Source organism: Chitinophaga filiformis (genome assembly GCF_021646545.1).
Lineage (GTDB): Bacteria > Bacteroidota > Bacteroidia > Chitinophagales > Chitinophagaceae > Chitinophaga > Chitinophaga filiformis_A.
On sequence record NZ_JAKIRP010000005.1, the window covers coordinates 354,153 to 377,471 of the forward strand.

General features: G+C 43.8%; 20 protein-coding genes. 4 read left to right on the forward strand and 16 right to left on the reverse strand.

Annotated features, from left to right (window positions below; all coding sequences use genetic code 11):
• Positions 1–27: 27 nt before the first annotated feature.
• From L3C95_RS15965 to L3C95_RS16025, 13 genes are all read right to left on the reverse strand, one after another.
• Positions 28–459, reverse strand: coding sequence for a nucleoside deaminase (locus tag L3C95_RS15965; protein WP_236389034.1), 432 nt, complete (start codon positions 457–459; stop codon positions 28–30).
• 36 nt (positions 460–495) lie between these two features.
• Positions 496–756, reverse strand: a complete 261-nt coding sequence (locus tag L3C95_RS15970; protein ID WP_236389035.1) for a hypothetical protein — start codon at positions 754–756, stop codon at positions 496–498.
• Between the two features lie 54 nt (positions 757–810).
• Positions 811–1,008 (reverse strand): hypothetical protein, encoded by a 198-nt coding sequence (locus L3C95_RS15975; protein WP_236389036.1) that lies wholly within the window; start codon positions 1,006–1,008, stop codon positions 811–813.
• A gap of 26 nt (positions 1,009–1,034) precedes the next feature.
• Positions 1,035–1,769: a hypothetical protein gene (locus tag L3C95_RS15980; protein WP_236389037.1), complete on the reverse strand. Its 735-nt coding sequence runs from the start codon at positions 1,767–1,769 to the stop codon at positions 1,035–1,037.
• Positions 1,770–2,253: 484 nt separating this feature from the next.
• Positions 2,254–2,634: a hypothetical protein gene (locus L3C95_RS15985; protein ID WP_236389038.1), complete on the reverse strand. Its 381-nt coding sequence runs from the start codon at positions 2,632–2,634 to the stop codon at positions 2,254–2,256.
• A gap of 17 nt (positions 2,635–2,651) precedes the next feature.
• Positions 2,652–3,032 (reverse strand): hypothetical protein, encoded by a 381-nt coding sequence (locus L3C95_RS15990; protein ID WP_236389039.1) that lies wholly within the window; start codon positions 3,030–3,032, stop codon positions 2,652–2,654.
• Positions 3,033–3,104: 72 nt separating this feature from the next.
• Positions 3,105–3,389 carry a hypothetical protein gene (locus L3C95_RS15995; protein WP_236389040.1) on the reverse strand — a complete coding sequence of 95 codons (285 nt, stop codon included), beginning with the start codon at positions 3,387–3,389 and terminating at the stop codon, positions 3,105–3,107.
• 449 nt (positions 3,390–3,838) lie between these two features.
• The gene (locus tag L3C95_RS16000) at positions 3,839–4,399 is read right to left on the reverse strand and encodes a hypothetical protein (RefSeq protein ID WP_236389041.1); all 561 of its coding nucleotides are present in this window, start codon (positions 4,397–4,399) and stop codon (positions 3,839–3,841) included.
• A gap of 1,220 nt (positions 4,400–5,619) precedes the next feature.
• Positions 5,620–6,831 carry a WG repeat-containing protein gene (locus L3C95_RS16005; RefSeq protein ID WP_236389042.1) on the reverse strand — a complete coding sequence of 404 codons (1,212 nt, stop codon included), beginning with the start codon at positions 6,829–6,831 and terminating at the stop codon, positions 5,620–5,622.
• 369 nt (positions 6,832–7,200) lie between these two features.
• Positions 7,201–7,698 carry a hypothetical protein gene (locus tag L3C95_RS16010; protein ID WP_236389044.1) on the reverse strand — a complete coding sequence of 166 codons (498 nt, stop codon included), beginning with the start codon at positions 7,696–7,698 and terminating at the stop codon, positions 7,201–7,203.
• A gap of 1,932 nt (positions 7,699–9,630) precedes the next feature.
• Entirely contained in the window at positions 9,631–9,828 is a 198-nt protein-coding gene (locus L3C95_RS16015; protein ID WP_236389047.1) for a hypothetical protein, read from the reverse strand.
• Between the two features lie 168 nt (positions 9,829–9,996).
• A complete protein-coding gene (locus tag L3C95_RS16020; protein ID WP_236389048.1) occupies positions 9,997–12,168 on the reverse strand; it encodes a DUF6055 domain-containing protein in 2,172 nt (723 codons plus the stop codon).
• 249 nt (positions 12,169–12,417) lie between these two features.
• Positions 12,418–14,799: a TonB-dependent receptor gene (locus L3C95_RS16025; RefSeq protein WP_236389049.1), complete on the reverse strand. Its 2,382-nt coding sequence runs from the start codon at positions 14,797–14,799 to the stop codon at positions 12,418–12,420.
• 269 nt (positions 14,800–15,068) lie between these two features.
• On the opposite strand from L3C95_RS16025, the gene L3C95_RS16030 reads away from it, so the two are divergent.
• From L3C95_RS16030 to L3C95_RS16045, 4 genes are all read left to right on the forward strand, one after another.
• Positions 15,069–15,743: a response regulator transcription factor gene (locus tag L3C95_RS16030; protein WP_236389050.1), complete on the forward strand. Its 675-nt coding sequence runs from the start codon at positions 15,069–15,071 to the stop codon at positions 15,741–15,743.
• A 206-nt stretch (positions 15,744–15,949) separates the two neighbouring features.
• Complete coding sequence (locus L3C95_RS16035; protein WP_236389051.1) at positions 15,950–17,395, forward strand: circularly permuted type 2 ATP-grasp protein; 1,446 nt, start codon at positions 15,950–15,952, stop codon at positions 17,393–17,395.
• Positions 17,396–17,417: 22 nt separating this feature from the next.
• The gene (locus tag L3C95_RS16040) at positions 17,418–18,359 is read left to right on the forward strand and encodes an alpha-E domain-containing protein (RefSeq protein ID WP_236389052.1); all 942 of its coding nucleotides are present in this window, start codon (positions 17,418–17,420) and stop codon (positions 18,357–18,359) included.
• An 8-nt stretch (positions 18,360–18,367) separates the two neighbouring features.
• The gene (locus L3C95_RS16045; RefSeq protein ID WP_236389053.1) at positions 18,368–19,294 is read left to right on the forward strand and encodes a transglutaminase family protein; all 927 of its coding nucleotides are present in this window, start codon (positions 18,368–18,370) and stop codon (positions 19,292–19,294) included.
• A 1-nt stretch (position 19,295) separates the two neighbouring features.
• Here L3C95_RS16045 and L3C95_RS16050 read toward each other — a convergent pair whose 3' ends face one another.
• The 3 genes from L3C95_RS16050 to L3C95_RS16060 are packed head-to-tail and all read right to left on the reverse strand — an operon-like array spanning position 19,296 to position 23,102.
• Positions 19,296–20,702, reverse strand: coding sequence for an APC family permease (locus L3C95_RS16050; RefSeq protein ID WP_236389054.1), 1,407 nt, complete (start codon positions 20,700–20,702; stop codon positions 19,296–19,298).
• Between the two features lie 16 nt (positions 20,703–20,718).
• On the reverse strand, positions 20,719–22,167 hold the full coding sequence (locus tag L3C95_RS16055) for an aldehyde dehydrogenase (NADP(+)) (RefSeq protein ID WP_236389055.1): 1,449 nt from the start codon (positions 22,165–22,167) through the stop codon (positions 20,719–20,721).
• A gap of 20 nt (positions 22,168–22,187) precedes the next feature.
• Positions 22,188–23,102 carry a dihydrodipicolinate synthase family protein gene (locus tag L3C95_RS16060; RefSeq protein WP_236389056.1) on the reverse strand — a complete coding sequence of 305 codons (915 nt, stop codon included), beginning with the start codon at positions 23,100–23,102 and terminating at the stop codon, positions 22,188–22,190.
• Positions 23,103–23,319 lie beyond the last annotated feature (217 nt).

Here is a 23,319-nt window from a genome sequence, read left to right on the forward strand (position 1 = left end):
TTGATACAGTTGGCTGTCCGGAAAGGATCAATGGTGTAGTGCTTTGCATTCTTCTTCCAGGATGCCGGTGATGAGTTGTGGCGGGGCGCCCCATTTTTCGATACCGGTGTCTTTGAGGAGAGGGTATTCTGAGCTGGCGCCGCCGATGTTGCCGGTGGTCAGGCCGATAACGATAGTGGGGATGCGCGTGTGGCGGATGATGTAGGCGCACATGATACAGGGCTCGTGGGTGGTATACATGGTGCAGTCGGACAGGTCCTGGGTGTTGAGTAAAGCGGTTGCTTCGCGGATGGCTTCTATTTCGGCGTGGTAAGTGATGTCTTTGTGGGTTTTACCGCCTTCGATGCCACGGGCGATGATTTCGCCGTTACGGACGAGGATGGAGCCGCAGGGGCTGTCGCCGCGTTGTTTGGCGAGGAGGGCGAGGGACAGGCATTCGCGCATGAAGTATTCGTGCATTGGTGTGTGTTTAGATAGGTGGGCAAAGGTAAGGGTTTACGCATTTTTCTTCACTTCAACATATTGTTTCAATACCTTGACTAAAGCTACTTTTAGTGTTGATTCATCTGCCCGGATGATATCTGATTTTGACTCCGGCGTTGAAATAAAAACGGTGTAGTGGTCAGTTGTTCTCGCACCGTCGAACTTAATGAACCCAATATCGCCATTGTCCTTGACGCTTTCGAAACACTGAATCAGCTCTTCGATAGAGATCTCTTCGAAATATTTACTTATAACACTTTTGATCGTCTGCATGGTTGCAAAGGTATATTTTAAATATACAGGATCCCTGGCATGCAATAGACTAAACTATACTGTAAACATGAAGTAACCATGGAGCAGACGTGGAGATGATCCGGTGTTGATCTCTTCTTGTGTGATTGCGGTAAAATTTAACGGAGGATCGGTAACGGTCGGATTGGGCAACGGCAGGACTGCTGCAGAGCTATACTGCAGTTGTTCAAAGGTATGGGGGTTGGTTGTTACATTCAATGGATGTTTACTCATCAAAACAATCGCTGAGGCAGCGAGGACTATTCCCGCTGGATGATAGTTTGACAGGTGTGTGCGGGTGTGAGGTTTAGAACAGTTTCCTGCCGCAGATAAGTGGGTTTGTTATCCGGTATCCGGGGCGTGGCAACGGCGATAATATCGGCGGCAAGGTAGAGCCGGTTAGAAGACGGGCGGTCTTTGTGCATGCCCCGCACTTGTAAGGTGATTACAAGGGTGCCTTTACCCGGTACGTTCAGCGCGATGTCGGTTCCTTCGAAAGGCTTCCGAGGGTCGATTGTCAGCATGGCCGTGTCTATACCGGTGACTTCACGGGTCTGGAAATCGATACGTGCGGCGATCACTTTTACTTCCAGTGCGGTGATGTCTTTGTGGTAGGCCAGCGTTTGCTTTGGGATATGTAATGTTTCGTTCCTGAAAAGCCTGGGGGCTATAGAAAAGAAACGGTCGATACCTGCATGCTGGTTGAGCCGGAAACCGGTTATGGCGGTGTTATTATCGCCTGCGGCGATGAATGCCTTGTTCAGGCGATTGATATGACCGCTATCGCAGCGAATATCCAGGTCAGGGTAGAAAGTATGCCGGATAAGGGCGCCTTTACTACTGGCTATACCGAAGCGCTGCGCCGCGCGACGGGTGGCAGCATTCTGCCGGACGAATTCAGGCATACTGCGCAGGTAGTATTGGCCATTGCGCTCGTAGCCTATGACATTACCCAGTTTACGGGTAAATGGAAAAAGAGAAGTTTGTTTTGCCATCAGAGATTGTTTTGAGATGCATAAATTTAACGTAATCTGCTGGCAGGTAGTGGGTTAGATGGGTGGAGATTATCCACAGGTATGGGGTGGTGATGTGGATAATTGTGAAATGTTTTAGTCTAATATGTAGGGCAAATAGTCATAATGTATGTCTTTCAATTCGTACCCCTGGAAGGCATACCCGTAGAAGTAAATGAATAAAATAACACCAGTGATCAGTTGCGTCAAGCCTATGGTTAACAAGTACACAAATAGCGTAAATCTCTTTTTTCTAAAAAAGAGGCAGACGGCTAGATAAAGGAGAGAGCAATATATGAGTGCCAGGGCGAAAAAATCGTAGTAGAATGGTATTTCGTCCAACAATGAATAGGCATTCACACATGCTATAAAAACCGGAATGCAAAACAGCGTTGTTATGGTGAAAAGCTTCTTTATTATCTTTTTTTGAGTTTCCGAAAACATTTGGTCATTATTTTATCTGATTTTACGCGGGCCTTTTTAGCTCAGACAATTTAAAAAATCCTGTTTCTTCGGGAACCTGATACACAGTACCTTTTCTGCCATCCTTAGTAATTAAAATCCAGGAATAAGGATTGATGTCATTGTCGCTTATCAATACCGATGTAGCAAAGTGACTGCATATAAAGATTGAAAGTTCGTCAATATCGAATGTATGTCTGGAATAAATGCAAAGGTCAAGGCGAACATCGCCTTTCAGTGGTGATGACTCTAACAGCACGTTCTCGGTTTGGATGGCTGATGTGTCTAAGTTTGCGACTGATAGGTTCATCTTTCCGAAAAAGACAGATAAACCTGATAATAAGTCGTCCTGGCTAATACCATCTTTGATAATTAAGCCTTGCATTGTGTTACTGGCAATCTTCAGATGTTCAACAATTGCTCATCATACCAAACATCCTCATATTGGTTATCATCAAATAAAAAACGCCATCCAGGAGGCAAACCCAAATATAGTAAGGCCTGGGGACAGAACTCCAATAAATGGTAAATATGCATAGGTTTAAAGAAATCATCTGCTTCAGAATAATCTCCTGCCCAAATGTACCAATTAGCTGATGTCTCTGACTCGATAGGATGTCTTAAACCATTTATAGGCATCACATTCTTCTCTTTAAAACTCTCAATGGCTACACCAATCATTTTATCGAAAGGTGCTGGAAAATACAAAGCTCCATATTGTTTACATATTGCCTTTTGTACTATAACAAATTCTTCTTCTGTCTTACTTAATTTGTTCTTCATTGGGTATCGTTTGATGCCGCTTTTTCGAATAGAGCTTATTATTTTAACATTTGGGATACTTTCGTTACTCGATCAAGGAGTGGACCAAACGTCATATTTACCTTCTCTTATCTGAAATTCATATCCAGGAGGTAATGCTAAAAATTGTATTAAATCTTTTCTTTTTGGTAGAAAAGAAAAAAGATCAATTACTTTCAAATTGGCAATGTTTCCATCATAGCTATCTGAGGTGACGTACCACCCACTCATGTGCTCAGGCGCCTCATATCTTATACCGTAAACTTCCTCTCCCGCCAAGGCACCATCGTCCACAGCGATTTTTTGATTTAACGACGGCATCGAAGATTGTACGTCCATTTCTATGCAAACCATTCTTTGAAGTTCCAGATAATATGTCGCGCTCTTCGCCCCTATAACCCAATCAGAAAAACCTCAATTAAATTCAAAAATGCAAAGGAACTCCTCGTGCCGTACAAGCTTTAAACACCATAACCCATATGCGATTGTCTCTTCTTCTTTGATTATAGCTCGTTCATCCAGAATGTAATCTAATAAAAAGTATATCAGATTCAAATCCGCTTCTAAATTATCAGACCGCTTTAAAAACAACTCCTTTTGATTAACTCTTTCAAGGTTTTTGGTAAAAAGCTTACTATCATGTATTTCAATTTCTATTTCCCGATACTCCATAAAATTGTTGATTCCCTTTTAATGAGAAATGCGATTACTGGCTCAAAAACTCTAAAAGTTGTTTTAACATGCTCGATAAAGTATCTGCTTGATTTGCCTCCCCAGTTAAATGCTATTCAACAATCTAACTTCTGCCAGGCATGTTGTACACGCTGATTGTAAAAGCTCACCTTCTCGACAATGTCCTCAGGTAAATCTACATTTAAGGTCTTTAATGCAACTAAATAAAAAGCGTTCCTATCATAATTTTTAACCGTAAAGACAGCTTTTCTTAACTTCTCGATAATGAGTTTCTCGGTATTAACAGCTTTTCTTCGCACTAAAATATTTAGTCCTATGATCTCGTTATCATCTTCGTTATTAGCTACATGATTAAAAATGCTAAGAATAAAATCTTCATTTTGATCAAACATCACTAATAGGGAATTTAACCAAAAACGTAAATCATTATCGCTCCCGTCGCGCTTCTGGTACATATCGTCTATGGCACACTTGGATCTATCGATTAATTTATAAATCCTTTCAGCAATAAATGGTCTCCATTCAACATTCTTTTCTAATGAATATAAAGACCGGCTAACAAAAAAAAGCAACTCGTTAACCATTATGTCCATCATAGAAATTACCTCTTCAATATTATCGCTCTCTAATCGCCTGGCTATCTCATTTCCTTCCATACTAGTAGTTTTTCGAAATTTTTAAATACTCTACTTTTTATGTTGCAGCATCTTAGTAAAATTAATGGCCTCCTAGAACAACAACCAATTTAAAGAAATACCGGCAGTTAGTTTACTAAGTATTCAAGATAATTTTAAATTTATTGATGTCTCAATTCCTTCTCCATTTCTCTAATTATTGCAGAAGACGCTGACTTCTCGCCTGAATAAGAACAATGATAAATATGATAACTTCCCTTCTTTCGAAAACAAAACAATAAGTACTCTTCGTTTTTAGTAAACCTGGGATCGCAGTTACCGTCTCTTTTGAAAGTAAATCGCCGTTTTACTTTAATTTTACCTTTGAAAACTCTTGTCACCTCCAACATAGCATCCTTATTCTCCGGATAAAGCTCACTGCTATCTGAAACCGTTTCGATTACTTTTACAATAATTATATACCTGGATTTTTTCACGTAATAATTCACAGGATACATTACGCAGTCGCATGCCTTTACCTTGGCAGGCATAAGAAAAAATGTCAAAGTAACCAGAACATATCTAATTGATGTTAAGTTCTTAAGGACGGCTTTCATTTTCTTGGATCGTTAATATTCCAGGTAAGGATAAAATTACATCTCCTTTTTATTAGGATTATGTCTAATAAATTTACACATATCTTCAATATTCGCAGTTACAAAATGGTATTTATTACTTACTATAAAAGACTCTACCATTCCAAACATACTCTGGCCCCCTAAGTAGTGTAAACTCCAATGTAACATAACCAATAAACAATGCAATCACACACACAAACATAGATTCCACTACTAAACTTTTTTTTCTTTTCAAAACCTTATACCTTAGTAAGGAAACAAGAATAAAAAAAGTAATTACATAAAACGCATAAAAAACATCTCCGATACCATGACCGAATGTTATAAATCCAGGAACAAATAGTAAGATGAAAATTGAAACCCAACCGACAACTAGCCAATAAGCATATCTTACCATTCTTTATTTTTTTTACGTTTCATGACAAAAAAAATTATAGTCAATCCGTGTATTATATAAGCAATAGAGTTAGCCAGATTTCATCCGAACTAAGTTCCGTTCATCTTCGTGTGAGCGTGGTCTTGTTTTCGTTTTCAGCACAATTCCATGTCCTTGGCAATAGCACGCAAAGTGTCAATTTTCACACGATAGAAGATTGCTGCTGAGGCGTACAGTCCCGCCCACCGTTATCTATCCACTCCTGGAATATATATCTTACCGCTATGCATATCCATGTAGCCTTTTTTACCATCTAGCATTTCTACAAGATAGGCTTCCGCTTCGTAGTTAGCATAATACACATGTTTAAGAACGGGCTTGCTCAGCACCTTCCAGTCTGGTTTAACTAACCCTTCTTTGCCATCTTTCCGGGGAACATAGAAGCCGCCTTCATTTCGGATGCTATCATAGATGCATGGCAGTATAACCTCCCCTTCGGGGGCTATCAAACCAGTTTTACCGTTTCGCACCGCCTTCAGCAGGGCTTTCGGTTGCTTGGTTTCGTCATAGTAAAACTTTTCAACGCTGGTATAACCAGTCAAGTGAAATTCTTTGACAGGGGTTACCGGTGAATTAGCATAAATTCGTTTTTCATAAGTCGCCTTCCAATCGTTGTCTTTGCCTTTATATACATACAAGCTCATATAGCCAAGATAGGAATCGTCAGACCTGGGTGCGTCGAAGGACACAGCAGCGGATGATGCCGATTGGTGTTGCGTTAATGCGCCGGCATTGCCTGGCCTTGACTTGCCATCAGCAGTGTAAGACAGCACTTTATCTCCTTCAATGGCGTCAAAAGCTCCCTGGCTTTTGTACACCAGGTGATCGTATAGGATGGGCGCAATCAGGGTGCCGGTGGTAAGATTTAATACACCGTACTTACCGTCTTTCTGCACCACACCTTCATAATAACCAGTGGTAACAAATCCGACACCATCATAACCTTCCTTATTGATCAGCTGACCGGTGACCATATTCATGAAATACCATTTAGTCCCAATTTCCACTGGCAGTATGGCTGGATTATCATGCTTACGCTCTCCCCATTTGCTAAATACAACTTCAGAAAGCTCTTTACCCGTACTTACATCTACCAGACGGAACTTACCTTTCAACCCGACGGCAGCAGTGAAACCTTTGATAATGGAAATGGAATCATACCGGCAGGGTATTATCGTTGTACCATCAACCCCTATCGAACCATATAAGCCTCGCTGTTGCACGATGGCGATCTTTTCTCTAAAGATCCAGAACTCCGAATCATACTTCGGCTGAATCACTACCTGATTGCTATCGTTAACAAGGCCCCATTTATGGCCATCGTAATAAGGATATTTACGGGATTGCGCAAAGCTTTGAACGGTAAGGAGAATAAGTAGTAAGTGAAAAACTTGCTTCATAGGTTGGATTTATTGGAATGTAATTTATTTATGTACTGGCACTTAGATAACGTTCCATCAATTTGAGAGAGTCAAATTTTCATTAACAATTATTAAATTTATTCAAATTTCCCTGCCACGCTGTACGAATCCAGTATTGACCTGCTGCCTTCTAAGCAGCTGCTCTATGGAGCTTGGCCTCAAATTGCTGATCAAAGATATATCCAATACCTATCCCATAACTACTATTAAACGACAAATACGGATTTTCCGACTTTGTAATAACTATATTCATCCACCCTGTCTGATTTTTTCACAGAGAATTCGAGCTTGGTGCCTGACCATAATTATTAGCCTCTATGTGTTTCTATATCAAAAAGTAAATAGTTCCTAAACGAGCATATGCTCATCACAGAATCTTAAAAATTCAGTGAACACTGATCGAAATATATCATTAGGTATCACATTTAGTTTTGATCCCTTGTTTGGAGGAGTATAGAAAAATAACACATGGTTGGGCTTAGCTAACAAAATGACATTGTACCCGTCAACCTGGATCCCCCAATTCAAACAAAGACTCTGTCTATGCTTAAATTCTTCTAAAGATTCAATTGAATTTGAATTTACAAGTTTAAATAAACCTTCAAAAAAGAAGTCCCTCAATTGTTCTGTATGAAATGGTTCCAATTGAGGCAAATAAAATTCTTCATTATGCTGATCAAATTGTTGAAATGATTTTTTTATGTTTTTTATTTCACCTACCCTGGTAAAATTACCCACTTTATTACCTGAGACCCAATAACACACTTTATTTTTATCTGGTTTAGATCCAGTTTCAATTTGAATGGCGAAAACTTCTTTATTTCCAGACAGAATAATATTTTTCATCTACAACTGCATATAATTGACTTCATCCTACATTAACATTCAATATTGTTTCTAAGCCAATTTACCCAACAATGTAATGCTTTGCCCACACGATTTTATATCATCAGAGCGTGAGTTACATATGTTCCCATTTAAGACAGACAATATTTGGTTAAATATAGATCATTCATACAAATTAAAGAAAATAACCATAATTTAAACCCCATTGTTTGTCAGTATTTTTACAAAATCAATACCTATCAGGCTTTTAACACCATAAATGCATCATCACGAATGAACGGGATAAGATGCAGCCCTCTATTGATATGGCCAGGAAGTTAGCCGAGGCCCTGGATACTACTATGTGATTCTTATTAGGGGAAGCTAATGATATTAATATTCTAAAGGATTTTAAGATGATGAAGCGACTCAATGAGATTAACCAACTTCCTGAGAAGGATAAAGAATGCGTCAATTCGGTACTGGATGCTGTCCTCGCTAAGTCTAAACTACAAGCAATACTTAAATAAAAATACCCGGTAAGCACGGGGCATTTTTATCTAGGTATTGCCTAAGTTATCAAAAACAGGACAAAAATACTCCACCATGTATTCGGTGCCGTGATCAATGATGCAAATCCTAATATTATACAAGTCTTGCTCTTTCTATCCTTTAATTAATTCTCACGTTAACAGTATCCAATTTTTTGGGTCTAGACATAAATACAGTGTCACAAAATATTAGGCTCAAAGTCGTATCGTCTCTAAAACTGTAGCTTAAGATGGTGTCGCAAACTTCAAGATTTTTCAATACCTCTAATTTCCCATCTGATGACAATCTAGTGATTTGCATTACATCTTTAGAAGTTGCTCCTACAGCTACATAATCTACATTAATTACAACTCCTTTTTCTTCGATAGGAATATGCAATACAGTTCTCCGATCAACAGTATTGCAGCTACAATAGAAGACTAGACTCCATGCCAAACAACATGAAGTGAAATTAACTTTCATCATAAGCGCATTAACGAATTAATAATTTTCACTATCTCGATATTTTCTCATATACATTCGCTGCTCGATGCTTTCCTTGCTAAGTCTAAACTGCAAGCTATACTTAAATAACTTACTTGGGGGCAATACTTGAGCTTCTCTTTGATCAGGCTGATGCTTTTAAACGCCTGAACATGTTCCTCCGAGACGCTAAAGCAATACACGCTTATCATAAATAACAAAGTCCAGCTGGGCTGGACTTTGTTATTTATGATAACTATCACCTATATTAAGAGATCAATATTCTTCTTTGTATAAAATTCTATTCCTTCCTTATTCCGCTTAATAACCTTAGATAACTTAGACCCACAGAAAGGGCAATAGATTATTGCTTGTTGACCTACTGATAACTTTCCTTCTCTCACTTCAATATCCTGGTTTCTCGCCTGTAGAAATATTGTATAGGTATCATCTTCATATAATTTAGGAACAACTGAAAACCCTTTACTTCCAGCATTATAAAACCAAGAACTTAATTGGGAACAACAAAAATTAATCATATACTCATTTTATTTAACCAGATATTTATTCAGCTGCTCAGCAACTTTAGGATCAAACCTTACCTCTTCATCTACGACCCCTAAGCATGAAATGTCATGCTGTGACGACAGCAGCACCGGGCAAACAACAAACTCGTACCAATAAGTCCTTTAGGAATACTAATTCATAGATAACCAGGATTACGACTTCTATTAGTTGACTTTTAAACTGACTTAAAAATTGCACTTACGAACATTTGCGCGTCTTAACGTTTACAAGGTCCTCTCGATCCTGGACATTCAGAAGGGCAACAAATGTATTATTACTATAGTCTTGCTGAACGGTATAGGCTCTTCAGCAAGCTCAGTAATAGCAAACATACATCCTTAAAATAATATTTCAAACTTTTTCGTCGATGTTTTACCTCTCAACGAGCAACCAAATACCCAAACCCACCATAACCACTACGCTAATCACAACATTTGCAACCCCATCATCGTTTAATACTTCTTTAAACGGTTTCCTGAAACAATAAAAAGGCCATCTGACCAAGGCGCCGATCCATTTGAAAAACTTCACCAGAAAATGTTCGAAAATTGCCTCCAGGATAGTTTGCATAATTGATTTATTTGTTAACGACGTCCCAAATTAAAAAAAAGGCCCCTTCTCAGGAGCCTTTCTATATTAATTTACAACATCATTAACACAAAGCTCTGCAGGTGCAACCTTTAGTCATTGATTACCATCGTATAACAAGACGTCGCTTACTCTCAAGACTATCCGATCCTACCTCGTAATCACTATCTTCTTCGTAAACACACTCCTACCCACCACCTTCAACACGTATACGCCCGGTTTCAACCGTTCAGCCGCTGCATCGAGCGCAAAGTTCGGTGAAGCCTTTACTCTCTTATTCAGCACCACTTTCCCTTCTGCATCGTATAATGACAACACTACATCCTCATTCGCCGGGAAATTACGCATACTAACGTTGATCACGGTACTCGCAGGATTAGGATATACCAATACCTCAGGAGCCATTTCAGGAGCTTGCGCTACCGCCAGTATACCCGCTGCCGCCGGGCAGGTAATCGTTCCTGTAAAGGCCATCTGGGCATCCGTGAAACGGGTATAAGTAGCGTTGACATCTACATTTGAGGTATGGCTTGCCGGTCTGCCATCACATTCTGTGCGACCATTATTACCGTGCGGCACCTGCAGATATACACCGGCAGTACTACAGCTGCCTATTTCTGCATCACCACCCACCGTAACACCTGAGCCGCCGAAGGTTACCCCCCATTCCATGGCATTCCCTTTCACAACAGCATTGCCGGATACAGTACAGTTATTGAGGATAGCATTTTCACCAATATTAGCCGTTCCGGAATAGGTACCGTTCCATACATTGGCATTCCCCCCTATCACCACACTGTTCTGCACAGTCGCGTTCTCCACCCAGGCCGTGCCTTCTATCCGCACGTTGCCGGAGATATTCGCATTACCCCGCACCATCGCATTAGGGCCAACATAGGCAGTGGATGCTACTGTAGCTGAATTGGATACCCAGCCGCCACCATTGGAATGGGTATGCCCATTGGCTTTATAAGCAGCCCGGAAATTGCTCTGATATCCTTCAGGTACGGCATTGGCCACACGGATCTCATAAGGGTATCTTTTGATCTTAGGCCAGCCGGGCTCCCATATATAAGAAGTATGGGTAGTAGGAGCACCCATTACCACGAGGAATAACTGGGTTTCATTGCTGTTCATCTGGAAACTGATCTGCGCTTCGTTGGCGCTGTTTAAGGGGCCATAGCGCGAAATAGTACCATCTGCATTAGCAGCCACAAAACCATAACGCCAGCCGGCAGTGCTGTTCACTTCTGTATGTCCTTTGAACTTTACCGTCACATTGCGCGAACTACAGGTAGTATAGAGGGGGATAATGTTATAACCATAATCCTGCGGGGCAAAGGCATCCGGCACCACATAACGGCCGGTAGAAGCGCTGACCTGGGTCAGTACAGTATATAAACGCCAGATGTAATGCGGCTCGTTATTCATCAAAGCATTCCTTGCTGCCCGCATGATACTGCCAAAATTATTCACGGGGTAGTCGTATGTTACTTCCCGTTTGGCATAACCATAGAGGAAGTCGTTCAGCTGCCCCTGTGTCCACCCCTTTAACCTGCGATAGGTGATCAACGGATGCTCATTGGCTACAGACTCTTTCCATAACCTGTTCACCATATTGATACCTTCTGTTTCCTGGATGGTATACAACCATTTGAAAGTACCATAATGGTGCCGGGTAGAACTGAGGTGGAACATCTGCGTGCCCATCCAGCGAGGCAGATCATCGCCTGCAAAACGCGGATACATCTGTGTACGCATATAGTTGGCATGCGCCTCCCAGAAGAAACCGGCGGGTTCGTAGTTGATATAACCTCCACCTACTGTGTTCTCCTGTATAGAGATCATTCCCTGCAATGCGTGCGTCAGTTCATGACTGATCACGGCTCCATCGCGGGTAGCATTCGGATGTACCCACATGGCGCCGATGGTATTGCCATAAGTGCCTCCGAAGGCCCAGCCGGAAGGTCCATTGGTTCCCCAGGTGTCATTCATCACAATGATGATCTTGTATTTGCCCAGGTTCTTTGTGGGAGCATCTGAGCAAAACGCCAGCTCAGTGACGAACTTCGTATAGATCTTTTCGAGCGTATCGCAGACCGACTGCGGATTGAAACGCAGGTTAGGATCTGAATGACTGGCGGGGTTCGTACCGACTATATTGCCCCAGAAGACAATAAAGTTGGCGGACTGATAGGACTTGCTGTAAGACCAGGTGTTCAGTGGTGCGTTTGAAAATTCCGGTGGAATGTAAACAGTTTTCTGCGCGGAAAGAGTGCCCGTCAGCAACAGGCATAGCAATAGTAGTACACTTGTTTTCATGGATCGTGTTTTTTAATGTACAGTTAACAAATGAATTGTGGAGATGGGCTACAGGTACTTATTGCCTTTCATGAGAGTTTCAACACTTATAAAATTAACGGAAAAGCCTTCCGGGCCGCCAACAGATATTAACGTATATGGGCAGGATTTTAACTGAAAATGACAATCCGGACACGACGAGGCTGCAACAACAGGAAACGGGTGCTCCAGATATGGAGACACCCGCTTTCATTGTGTATGGTTTTAAGCTTAGAATCGATAAGACACGGTACCCACGAACTGGGTAGGTGGTATTGGGTTAATACTGTAGTTCTCGTGTACGTAATAGTTGTAGGTATTAGTAACGTTAGATACTTTAGCCAGTACAGAGAAGCGTTTGAAAGCGTAACCTGCGCTCAGATCCAGTGTAGAGAAACCCGGTACGGAGATGAGACGGTTATATTTCTGGCTCTGGTTGATGGTATTATTCCAGCCTCCGAACCGCTGACCGAGATAATAATAACCTACTCCAAACTTCAATCCTTTCAATGCTGATTGCTGTAAGGTATAGAACACGTTAGCATTAGCGGTATGGTTCGGATTACCCACCAGGCGTTCACCGGATACGGAACCACCGCTTACATTACTGCTGTTCTCAATGGTGATCTTGTTGTAGCTGTATCCGGCAATTACATCCAGACCTGGTAAAGGATGACCTGCTATATCCACTTCTACACCACGGCTTAAAGTCTCACCGATCAATGCTTTCAGGTTGGTGTTGTTGTTAGGCGTCACTCCATCTTTCTGGAACGGAGCCGTCTGTGAGTAATTATTGTTCTTAATGCGATATGCGGTAACATTCACTGACAATTTTCCTTTCAGGAAATCATTTTTTACACCTACTTCATACTGATCAATCACAGAGGGGTCCAGGGAAGTACTGTCAACACTCAGACCATTGTTAGGAGTAAAAGAGTTGGAGTAACTTGCGAATAACGCCATTGACTCTATTGGCTTGTACACAAGACCTACTCTTGGAGAGAATGCATGATCGTATTTAGCGGCTGCCAGTGTAGTCTGACCGGATTTGTAGTCGTAGGTAGCCGGCGCTTCATTCTGCAGATAAGAGAACCTGATACCTGCCAGTACATTCAACTTAGAAGTGATCCTGATCAGATCCTGTGCATACACACCCATACGGTTGATCGGAGTGGTTACACTTCTGATCCTTTCAGCAGCTGGTATATCGGTACGCTGTTTATACTGATCAGGGTTCAGGATGTTGATGGTATCATATGTGGTAGGCTGGTTGTAGGTATAAGCCTTGGTATAGTAGCGGTCAGCATCTACACCTACCAGCACATTGTGCTCTATGCTACCTGTTCTGAACTTACCATTCAGATCTACCTGCGCCAGGTAATAATCTTCACTGTTGAAAGTCCTGTTCAACGGACGAACCCATTTACCGGTAGAATCGGCCTGGATCCTTTCAATAGAATAATAATCGCGGCTGTATCGCTGATAGGTGAACATACCATTCAAAGTCCAGGTATTATTCAGCTTATGCCTGATAGAAGCACCTGCAGATGCTTGTTGTGTATGTGCATACTGCCATGGTGTGCCGAAGAAGCTGTTGCGTGGTACATTCGCTATCCTGGTATTGTTCAGGGAACCGATACCAAAATCAGGAGTGAAGTCATGTTTCAGATAATCGCCCTGTACCAGCAATTCAGTACGGTCGCTCAACTTAAACAGCATAGAAGGATTTACATAATAGCGCTTTGAATGCACTTTATCGCGGTAGCTGTCTGTTGTTTCAAATGTACCGTTGATTCTGTACGCTACTTTTGAAGAAAACGGACCATAGACGTCAAATGAAGGCTTCAGCAGACCATAGCTGCCTGCCCGTACATTCACTTCACCGCCAAAATTAAATTTAGGCTGTTTGGTCACCATGTTCATCACTGCACCAGGTGCTACGTTACCATACAGGATGGCAGCGCTTCCTTTCAGGATCTCTACTTTTTCCAGAGAGCTCATTTCCGGCATTACACCTGAATTGACACGTGCACCATTCTTAAACATATTAGTGCTGGAAAAAGCATATCCTCTTGCGTTGAAAGCCTCCTGCGTGCTGGCACGGGAAGAGGCCATGTACACACCGTTCACATTCTTCACTACATCGCTCATGCGCTGTACCTGCTGTTCTTCCAGTACTTCATGTCCGATTACAGCAACACCCTGTGGCAGATCTATCGCTGCAACAGGGATCTTGCCTATGTTAACAGGGGTTTTGTTGATCGTTCTTGTTTTGGTACCCGCTACTACTATTTCATTCAGTTGTGCAGCAGTTGCTTCCAGCGCCTGTGTTACATCAGTGGTTTGGTCGGCAGTAACGGTGACTGGCTTATGTATTGTTTTAGTACCGGTGTAAGATATGACCAGTACATAGTCACCTTGTTTGACGTTTTTGAGTATAAACTGTCCTTCTTCATTAGTCACTGCTCCCTTCTTCGTATCCTTCAAACCCACAGTTACAAATGCGGCTGGCTTGCCATCGGCAGAATTGATCGTTCCTTTGATAGTACCGGTTTGCGCGAAAGCGGTAATGCTGATCAGGACGAAACTGAGAATAAAGTATAGATGTTTCAACTACAGTAAATTTTATGCAAAGAAAGACCACTCATCAGTAGTAACCGACTCGGATCAGGAAAAAATAAGCCGCTATGGAAAGGAATAGTAAGGGCCATGGGATGGATGTTACAAGGCATCTGACAGATCCACCAAACTCCCTACAGTATTGATTCTCATTAATCATCCGGGCATTGAATGATATACGATAAAAAGTTATATATCTATCTCCTCGTCACCACACTGTTAGCATTCAGAATTTATTCAGAATTGGGAAATAATATTGTGACATGAAACTATTGATCATCGATAGCGATCTGGCACTATCGCAGGTTTTGATCTCCTATTTATCTGACGGGAATTATATATGTGAATATGCGAATAATTATCAGCGGGCACTGTCGAAAATAGAGATGTATGAGTATGATTGCATCCTGATGGACCTTGCACTGCCGGACGGAGATGGCAGTAAGCTACTGGAAGCAATAAAGGCATATAATAAACTGGTGGGCATCATTGTCATTTCTGCTAATACTGCATATGAGGACAAGATCTCTGCGTTGGAAAAGGGAGCGGATGACTATGTCACCAAACCATTTCATTTACCGGAGCTGGCAGCCCGTATCTTTTCCGTGATCAGAAGGAGGAAATATGAGAACTGCAATATTATCCGGCAGGAAGAACTGACTATCGATCTGCTGGCCAAAACAGTACAGATCAATAATACCCCCATTACACTTACCAGGAAAGAATTTGATCTTCTTTTATACTTCCTGGGCAATAAAAACAAGGTTATCTCAAAACACGAACTGGCAGAGCAGCTTTCTGGTGATATTGCCGGCCTCCGGGAAGATAACAATGTCATTTATGCGCATATCAAAAACCTCAAAAAGAAACTCCACGAAGCGGGTGCAGGCAGCTACCTGAAAACTATCTACGCAACAGGATATAAATGGGAAATCTAAAGACCGCATTCCCGGGAATGAGTATTAAGCACAAAATATATTATAAATAATACAATATATCATTATTCCAACCACAAACCCCGCATTTTTCAGAATTCCCTGCTGAAATTTGAACTATTTTTGAATACACTGCAGTTATTTCTCCTCTTAAAACATTAAATTGTAGCTGGGCGCCCAAAAACTTACTTACCCACTAAACCACTGATATGAGCTTGCCAACATTACTGGAACAATACGACTATGCCACCGGCATCTGGGATGAGATGTGCGACCGGCAGCAGATCAGAGAGCAATACAGCAAAGTCATTGCCACTCTTAAGCAGTTCGATATCACTGATCTGCAACAGAAAGACAGACTGGCCGGCGAGCTTTTTATGAACCAGGGCATCACCTTTACCGTCTATAGCGAGGATGCCGGTATCGAACGCATTTTTCCCTTTGACATTATTCCCCGCATTATTACCGGCCGGGAATGGGACCATATAGAAGCGGGTATCAAACAGCGTCTGAAAGCGCTCAATCTGTTCCTGAAGGACATTTATAACGAACAGCAGATCCTGAAAGATAAGATCGTACCGGCCTCCCTGATTGCTTCCTGCCCCCATTATACCCGCGAGGTATTTGGCATTAAGGTGCCTCATGATGTGTATGTACATATTTCCGGGATAGACCTGATCCGTGGGGAAGATGGTCTCTTTTATGTACTGGAAGACAACCTCCGTACCCCCTCAGGCGTCAGTTATATGCTGGAGAACCGGGAAGTAACCAAAAGGATCTTTCCTGAACTGCTGGCGGCCAGCCATGTGAGACGGGTCAGCAACTATCCCCTCCTGCTGCATGAAATACTCCTGCAGATGGGCCCCGGGCAGCTGTCTAATCCGCTGGTGGTATTATTGACACCCGGTATCTATAATTCAGCCTACTACGAACATACTTTCCTTGCCCGGCAGATGGGCATTCCCCTCGTAGAGGGAAGGGACCTGGTGGTGAACAACCATAAGGTGTATATGAAAACGACCAATGGCCTGGAGCAGGTGCATGTGATCTACCGCCGTATTGATGACGAATTCCTGGATCCGCTGATGTTCCGCCCGGATAGTGCACTGGGCATTCCCGGCCTGATGAGCGCTTACCGTATGGGCAATGTAGCCATTGTGAACGCGGTGGGTAATGGTGTTGCAGATGATAAAGCCGTTTATGCCTATGTTCCGGCAATGATCCGCTATTACCTCAATGAAGAGCCGATCCTTCCCAATGTACCTACCTATGAGATGAGCGATCCGGATGCCCGGCAATATGTTTTTGACAACTACACACAGATGGTCATCAAAAGGACCAACCAGTCAGGAGGATATGGTATGGTGATGGGCAATAAGGTGGCCCCTGAAGAGTGGGCAAAGGCGAAGGCTGCGATTGAGGCCGACCCCCGCAGCTTTATCGCGCAGCCTATCATTAAGCTTTCTACCGTTCCCTGTTTCATAGACGGTACTTTCCAGGCAAGGCACGTGGACCTCCGTCCTTATGCACTTTGCGGTCCACAGGGCGTACAGATCGTACCGGGCGGACTTACCAGAGTTGCGCTCCGCAAAGACTCCCTGATCGTCAATTCCTCACAGGGAGGAGGTAGTAAAGATACCTGGGTTATAGATTGATTCACCAAACGCAATTTTATTCATGCTAAGCAGGATCGCAGATTCACTATTCTGGCTGGCCCGTTATATGGAGCGGGCAGAAGGACTATTACGTGTTACGGCTACCCACAACCTTTTATCGCTCGACAAAGATGTGAATGGCCCCCTTACCTGGCGGCCCGTTCTGCAGACCTTTACCAGCGCAAACGAAGAAGAGATCAATACCATTGAAGGAAATACCGGCGCGGCGCTAAAGAAACTCCTCACAGACACTGCAAACAATAACTCCCTTAAATGCATCATTGGCAAGGCCAGGGAAAATGCCCGCGGTATACAGGACTATATCACGAAGGAAGTATGGGAAGAGGTTAACTCCTTCTACCACCTGATCAATCAGCCGGCACTGGACAATCGTCTGTCCAATTATGAAGCTGCCGATATCCTGGACATTTTCACCAGGCATTCTGTGCTGTATACAGGCATCACTGATATCACCATGGCCCGGGGTATTGGCTGGGGATTTATGAACCTGGGGAAATATATCGAACGCTGCCTGGAAACCATTGTACTGACCGACAAGCAGTATGCTATCAATCAGTACAGAGTGGATGAGATCAAAGACATCATGCAGTGGCGGCATCTGTTGATGTCTCTCTCGGGTTATGAGCTTCATCTTAAAACTTACCGGTCGTATCAATATACCCACGATGTACTGCATCAGGTATTATTCAATGAAGATTTTCCTCATTCCGTTATATATTCGCTGGGCAGAATTGACAGGCACCTGCAGGATGTGACCAAAGGACACATCTCTGAAGAGAATGCAGCGCTGATCAGGAACTTTGGAAGGCTGTACAGTAAAGTGAAACACCTGGAAATAGATCATCTCAACAACCAGACGTTAAAACCTTTCCTGGAAGATCTTCGCCATGATCTGCTATATTTTACCAACCTGTTGAGTCAAAAATTTTTCTCCTACGCATAACTTAGCATATGGCCATTTTCAGAATACATCATGTTACCAGGTACGAGTACGACAGACCGGTTAAAGAAAGCGTAAATGAGATCAAGATCTTCCCGTTCAAATGTCCGGAGCAGGAAATACTCCAGCATGACCTGCTGATCACTGGTCAGCCTGATATACAGACCTTTACTGACTACTGGGGGAATAAATCAGGCAACTTCAATCTGCTGCCTCCGCATAAAGTGCTCACCATAGAAAGTAAGCTGCTGGTACGTACTACAGCCTCTTCACAGTTGCAGATCAACTTCCATTCTACTTTCGAGCAGCTGCAGGAAGAGATGGAAGGCCAGCTGCTGTTACTGGAACTGGCTCAACCCGATGTAATAAAGACGCAGAGCGCGATCAACAATATCATTACGGTAATAAAGCAGCCAGGCAAGAGCGTGGCTGCTGTTACTGAACATTGCAGTGAATATATCTTTAAGAATTTCAAGTACCTGAAAGGGATCACCAATATCGAGACAACGGTAGATGAGATATTGCAACACCGGGCAGGTGTTTGCCAGGACTTTGCGCATATTATGCTACATATACTCCGTTCCTGCCGCATTCCCTGCCGTTATGTAAGCGGGTATATCTGTCCCAATAAGGATGGTATGCGTGGTGAAGGCGCCACCCATGCCTGGGTGGAAGCCTGGATACCCGGATATGGCTGGGCAGGCATTGACCCGACCAACAATATCTGGGTCACCAACAAACATGTGAAACTGTCTGTGGGAAGACACTTCAATGATTGCAGTCCCGTGAAAGGCACCTTCAAAGGGCCCGCGAAACAAAAGCTGTCTGTATTCGTAGCGGTAGGCTATGAAGATGGCAATGTATTCGAAGAAACCAATGATGTATATCTCCACGGGGAGGTAGCAACAATGGACGACAATTCCGAAGGACAGCAATAAGTCACGACTTATTCCGCCATACAAAATAGTAGACCGGTATTCCCAATAATACGATGCCCAATCCGGGCCACGTATACATAGGTTTATAGACCAATAGCGCCAGGCAAATAGTGGCGGCGGATACTATGTACAATAAAGGCAATAGAGGGTATCCAAACGCCTTATATGGCCTTGGCAGATCGGGCCTTGTGCGACGTAACCTGAAGATGCCTGCAATAGTCAGAATATAAAAGATGAGCACTACAAAGATCACATAGTCGAGCAGCTGACCGTATTTGCCGCTGAGACACAGGATAGATGCCCAAATGCATTGTATCCACAGCGCTTTTCCCGGAACAGCGTTTTTGTTCAATGTGGCCAGTTGTTTGAAGAATACGCCATCCTTCGCCATGGTATAACATACGCGGGCGCCGGACAGTATAAGTCCGTTGTTACAGCCGAAAGTGGACACCATCAGCAGGCCAGCAATGATATAAGTACCCCTGGTACCGAATATCTTTACAGCCGCTGCCACTCCTACCCTTTCATTCTCTGCAAAGGCAATTTCCTTCAGTGGTAATACACCCAGGTACACCAGGTTGGTAGCTACATAAATGACAGTTACGATGAGCGTACCGAGGAAGAGGCTTCTGCCGATGTTGCGTTCGGGATTCTTGATCTCGCCCGCGATGAAGGTGACGTTATTCCAGGAATCGCTGCTGAAAAGACTCCCCACCATACTTCCTGCAATAGCGCCAAACGCGGCCAGGCCAAGGTACGGCGCCAATGTATCTGCCTGTTCGGTCATTTTACCGAGATTAAAACCTGTCTGCCAGTTGGCATCCCACACACCTTTATCAGCCGCAAAACAGCCGAATAAGATCAATGCCAGCAGCGCAGCTATCTTGGCTAAGGTAAATCCTGTCTGTATCAGCTTTCCTTCCTTTACGCCCAGAGTATTAATAAAAGTGAGTAATACGATGAGAAGGATGGATGTGATCTGTGCTGCGGATATCTGTATGAATGACAGATCAAGCACAATATTCTTTTCACTCAGCACCGGAAAGAGATAGGCGGAGAACTTAGCGAAAGCTACTCCCACGGCGGCGATGGAGCCAGCCTGTATCACCGTGAAGAAACTCCACCCAAAGAGGAAACCGGTCAGCCGGTTAAAAGCTTCCCTGAGATAAACGTATTGTCCTCCGGCCTGCGGGAACATAGCGCTTAGTTCTCCATAGCTCAATGCGGCGGTCAGTGTTAGAACACCGGTGATGATCCATATCAGTATCAGCCAGCCGGCAGAGCCGACATTACGGGTGATGTCTGCACTTACCAGGAAGATGCCGGAACCTATCATGGAGCCGGCTACAATCATTGTAGCATCCAGGAGTCCGAAGGACCGCTGGAAAGATTTTGGTTGATCTGACATAGTAGGGTATGATGGTTTATCTCATAAACTGATTGTCTATCTGCCGCCATATCCCTAATGGGTTTGCGGCCTTCAGCGCATCGGGTAACATGTCGTCAGGGAAGTTCTGATAGCATACGGGTCTTACCCAACGACGGATAGCGCCTGTGCCCACGGAAGTAAAACGCTGGTCTGTAGTGGCCGGGAATGGTCCGCCGTGTACCATGGCAGCACATACTTCCACACCGGTAGGCGGATTGTTTAGAATAACGCGACCTGCCAGGGTGGATTGTACCGCGATCACATCTTTCCATTGAGCGGTATCTGTAGCAGTACCTACGATGGTGGTAGTCAGCTGTCCGTGGAGGCTTTTCAATACAGCCAGCAGTTCGGCTTTATCTTCGCACACTACCAGCAGTGAAAAGGGACCGAACAACTCTTCCTTCAGGTGTGGATTGCTCAGAAACGTTCTCGCCGTAGTGCGGGCCAGGGATGGCCAGGCTTCCATGTCTGCGGGAGCGGCAGATTGATTAACCACTACTACATCCTGTTGGGCAAGCATATGTGTACGGCCTTTGCCGTATGCCTCACAGATGCCTTTGTGCAACATCTTTTGCGGAGCAACAGCGGCAATTGCATTACCCAGCAGGCTGGTGAAGTTGTCCAGGACAGCGCTTTTCAAACCGATCAGCAGACCGGGATTGGTGCAGAACTGTCCCATGCCCAGCGTAACAGAACCTGCAAAGGTCTGCGCCAGTTGTTCTGCCTGGGTAGCCAGCGCATCCGGATAAAAAACAACCGGATTAATGCTGCTCATTTCTGCGAATACCGGGATAGGTACTTCACGTTCCGCAGCATAGCCAAGTAAAGCTTTTCCACCTTGTAAAGAGCCGGTGAAACCAACGCCCGTAGTAAGCGGATGCACTACCAGCGCTTTACCGACAGCATTGCCTTCGCCGGTAACATGTTGCACGGTAAACTCCGGCATACCACTTTTACTGATGGCCTTTTGCATTGCCTCAAATACCAGCAGGGAAGTACGCGGATGTGCAGGATGCCCTTTCACGACAACCGTAGCCCCGGCAGCCAGTGCGCTGGCCGTATCGCCACCGGCAGTAGAGAAAGCAAAAGGGAAATTGCTGGCGCCGAATACCACTACTGGTCCTGCGGGTACCAACATTCTGCGGAGGTCGGGCTTTGCTGGTGTTGCATCCGGTTTTGCGGTATCAATAACAGCCTCCACCCAGCTGCCTTCTTTTATGAGATTGGCAAAAAGCTGTAACTGGCTGGTAGTACGGGTGATCTCACCATTGAGCCTTGCAGCAGGCAGATTGGTCTCTGCCTGCGCTGCTTCTACCAGCGTATCCCTTACTAATCCTATTTCAGAAGCGATCGTTTCCAGGAATGCAGCGCGTACTGAAGGAGCTACCTCTTTGTACTGCGCAAAAGCCTGTGCTGACCGCTGCATGATATCATCTATCTGCATGGTGCTGTTAAGTCTTGTAGTTATAGTGAATGATAATCAGGTAATGCAGGTCTGCTGGCAATAGCCGAGTCTATCACCTTTAAGATTCTTTCCCTCTCTTCACCTACCAGTTTAAGACGGGGTGCTCTTACTGTTTCACTACCCAGTCCTGCCTGTTGTTCTGCCAGTTTGATGTACTGTACCAGCTTCGGATGCAGGTCCAGTTCCAGCAGTGGCAGGAACCAGCGGTAAATTGCCAGTGCTTCTGCAATGCGTCCTGCTTTTGTCAGTTTATAGATAGCCACTGTTTCTTCCGGGAAAGCACATACCAGTCCGCCAACCCAACCATTTGCACCCAGGATCATCTCTTCCATAGCCAGTGTATCTACACCGCACAGAATGCTGAAGCGATCGCCAAAGCGGCTGATCATACGGGTCACGTTAGATACGTCCCGGGTAGATTCTTTTACCGCCTGTACATTGCTGTATTGCTGTAACTGATCGAAGATATCCAGTGTAACTTCCACCTTATAGTCCACCGGATTGTTATAGATCATGATGGGTAATTCTGTGGATGCGGCTATTGTTTTGAAGTATTCCGCTGTTTCGCGTTCATCGCTTTTATAACGCATAGGAGGCAATAACATCAGTCCTTTTGCGCCCCATGATGCTGCCAGCTTTGCCTGTCTGATAGCTTCACCGGTAGAGCCTTCTGCGATGTTCATGACAACCGGGATCTTTCCCGCAACCTGTTCCACTGCATATTTTGTGAGTGTTTCTTTTTCAGCAGTAGTAATGACACTGGCTTCGCCGAGAGAGCCGCCTAAGATAACCCCATCAATACCAGCCTTTATCTGGGCTTGCAGGTTCTTCCCGAACAACGGCAGGTCCAGTTCATCAGCGGCTGTAAATTTCGTAGTAAATGCAGGAAATATTCCTTTCCATTCAATAGCCATAGAAGAACAATTTTTTTTCAAAAGTATCAGAAACAGGGAAAGGGACCCTACCTGATAGTAATCAATTATTAGCCGATATTAACCTGTTTTATATCCTTAGCAGCATCATACAGATACAGTTAACCTTTTTTTCACCGGCAATTTTATTTTTTTGCTGAATCCGGGTTAAAATTTGTAATATTGAGTCATCAGTGAAATAATTGTACGATTCACACTC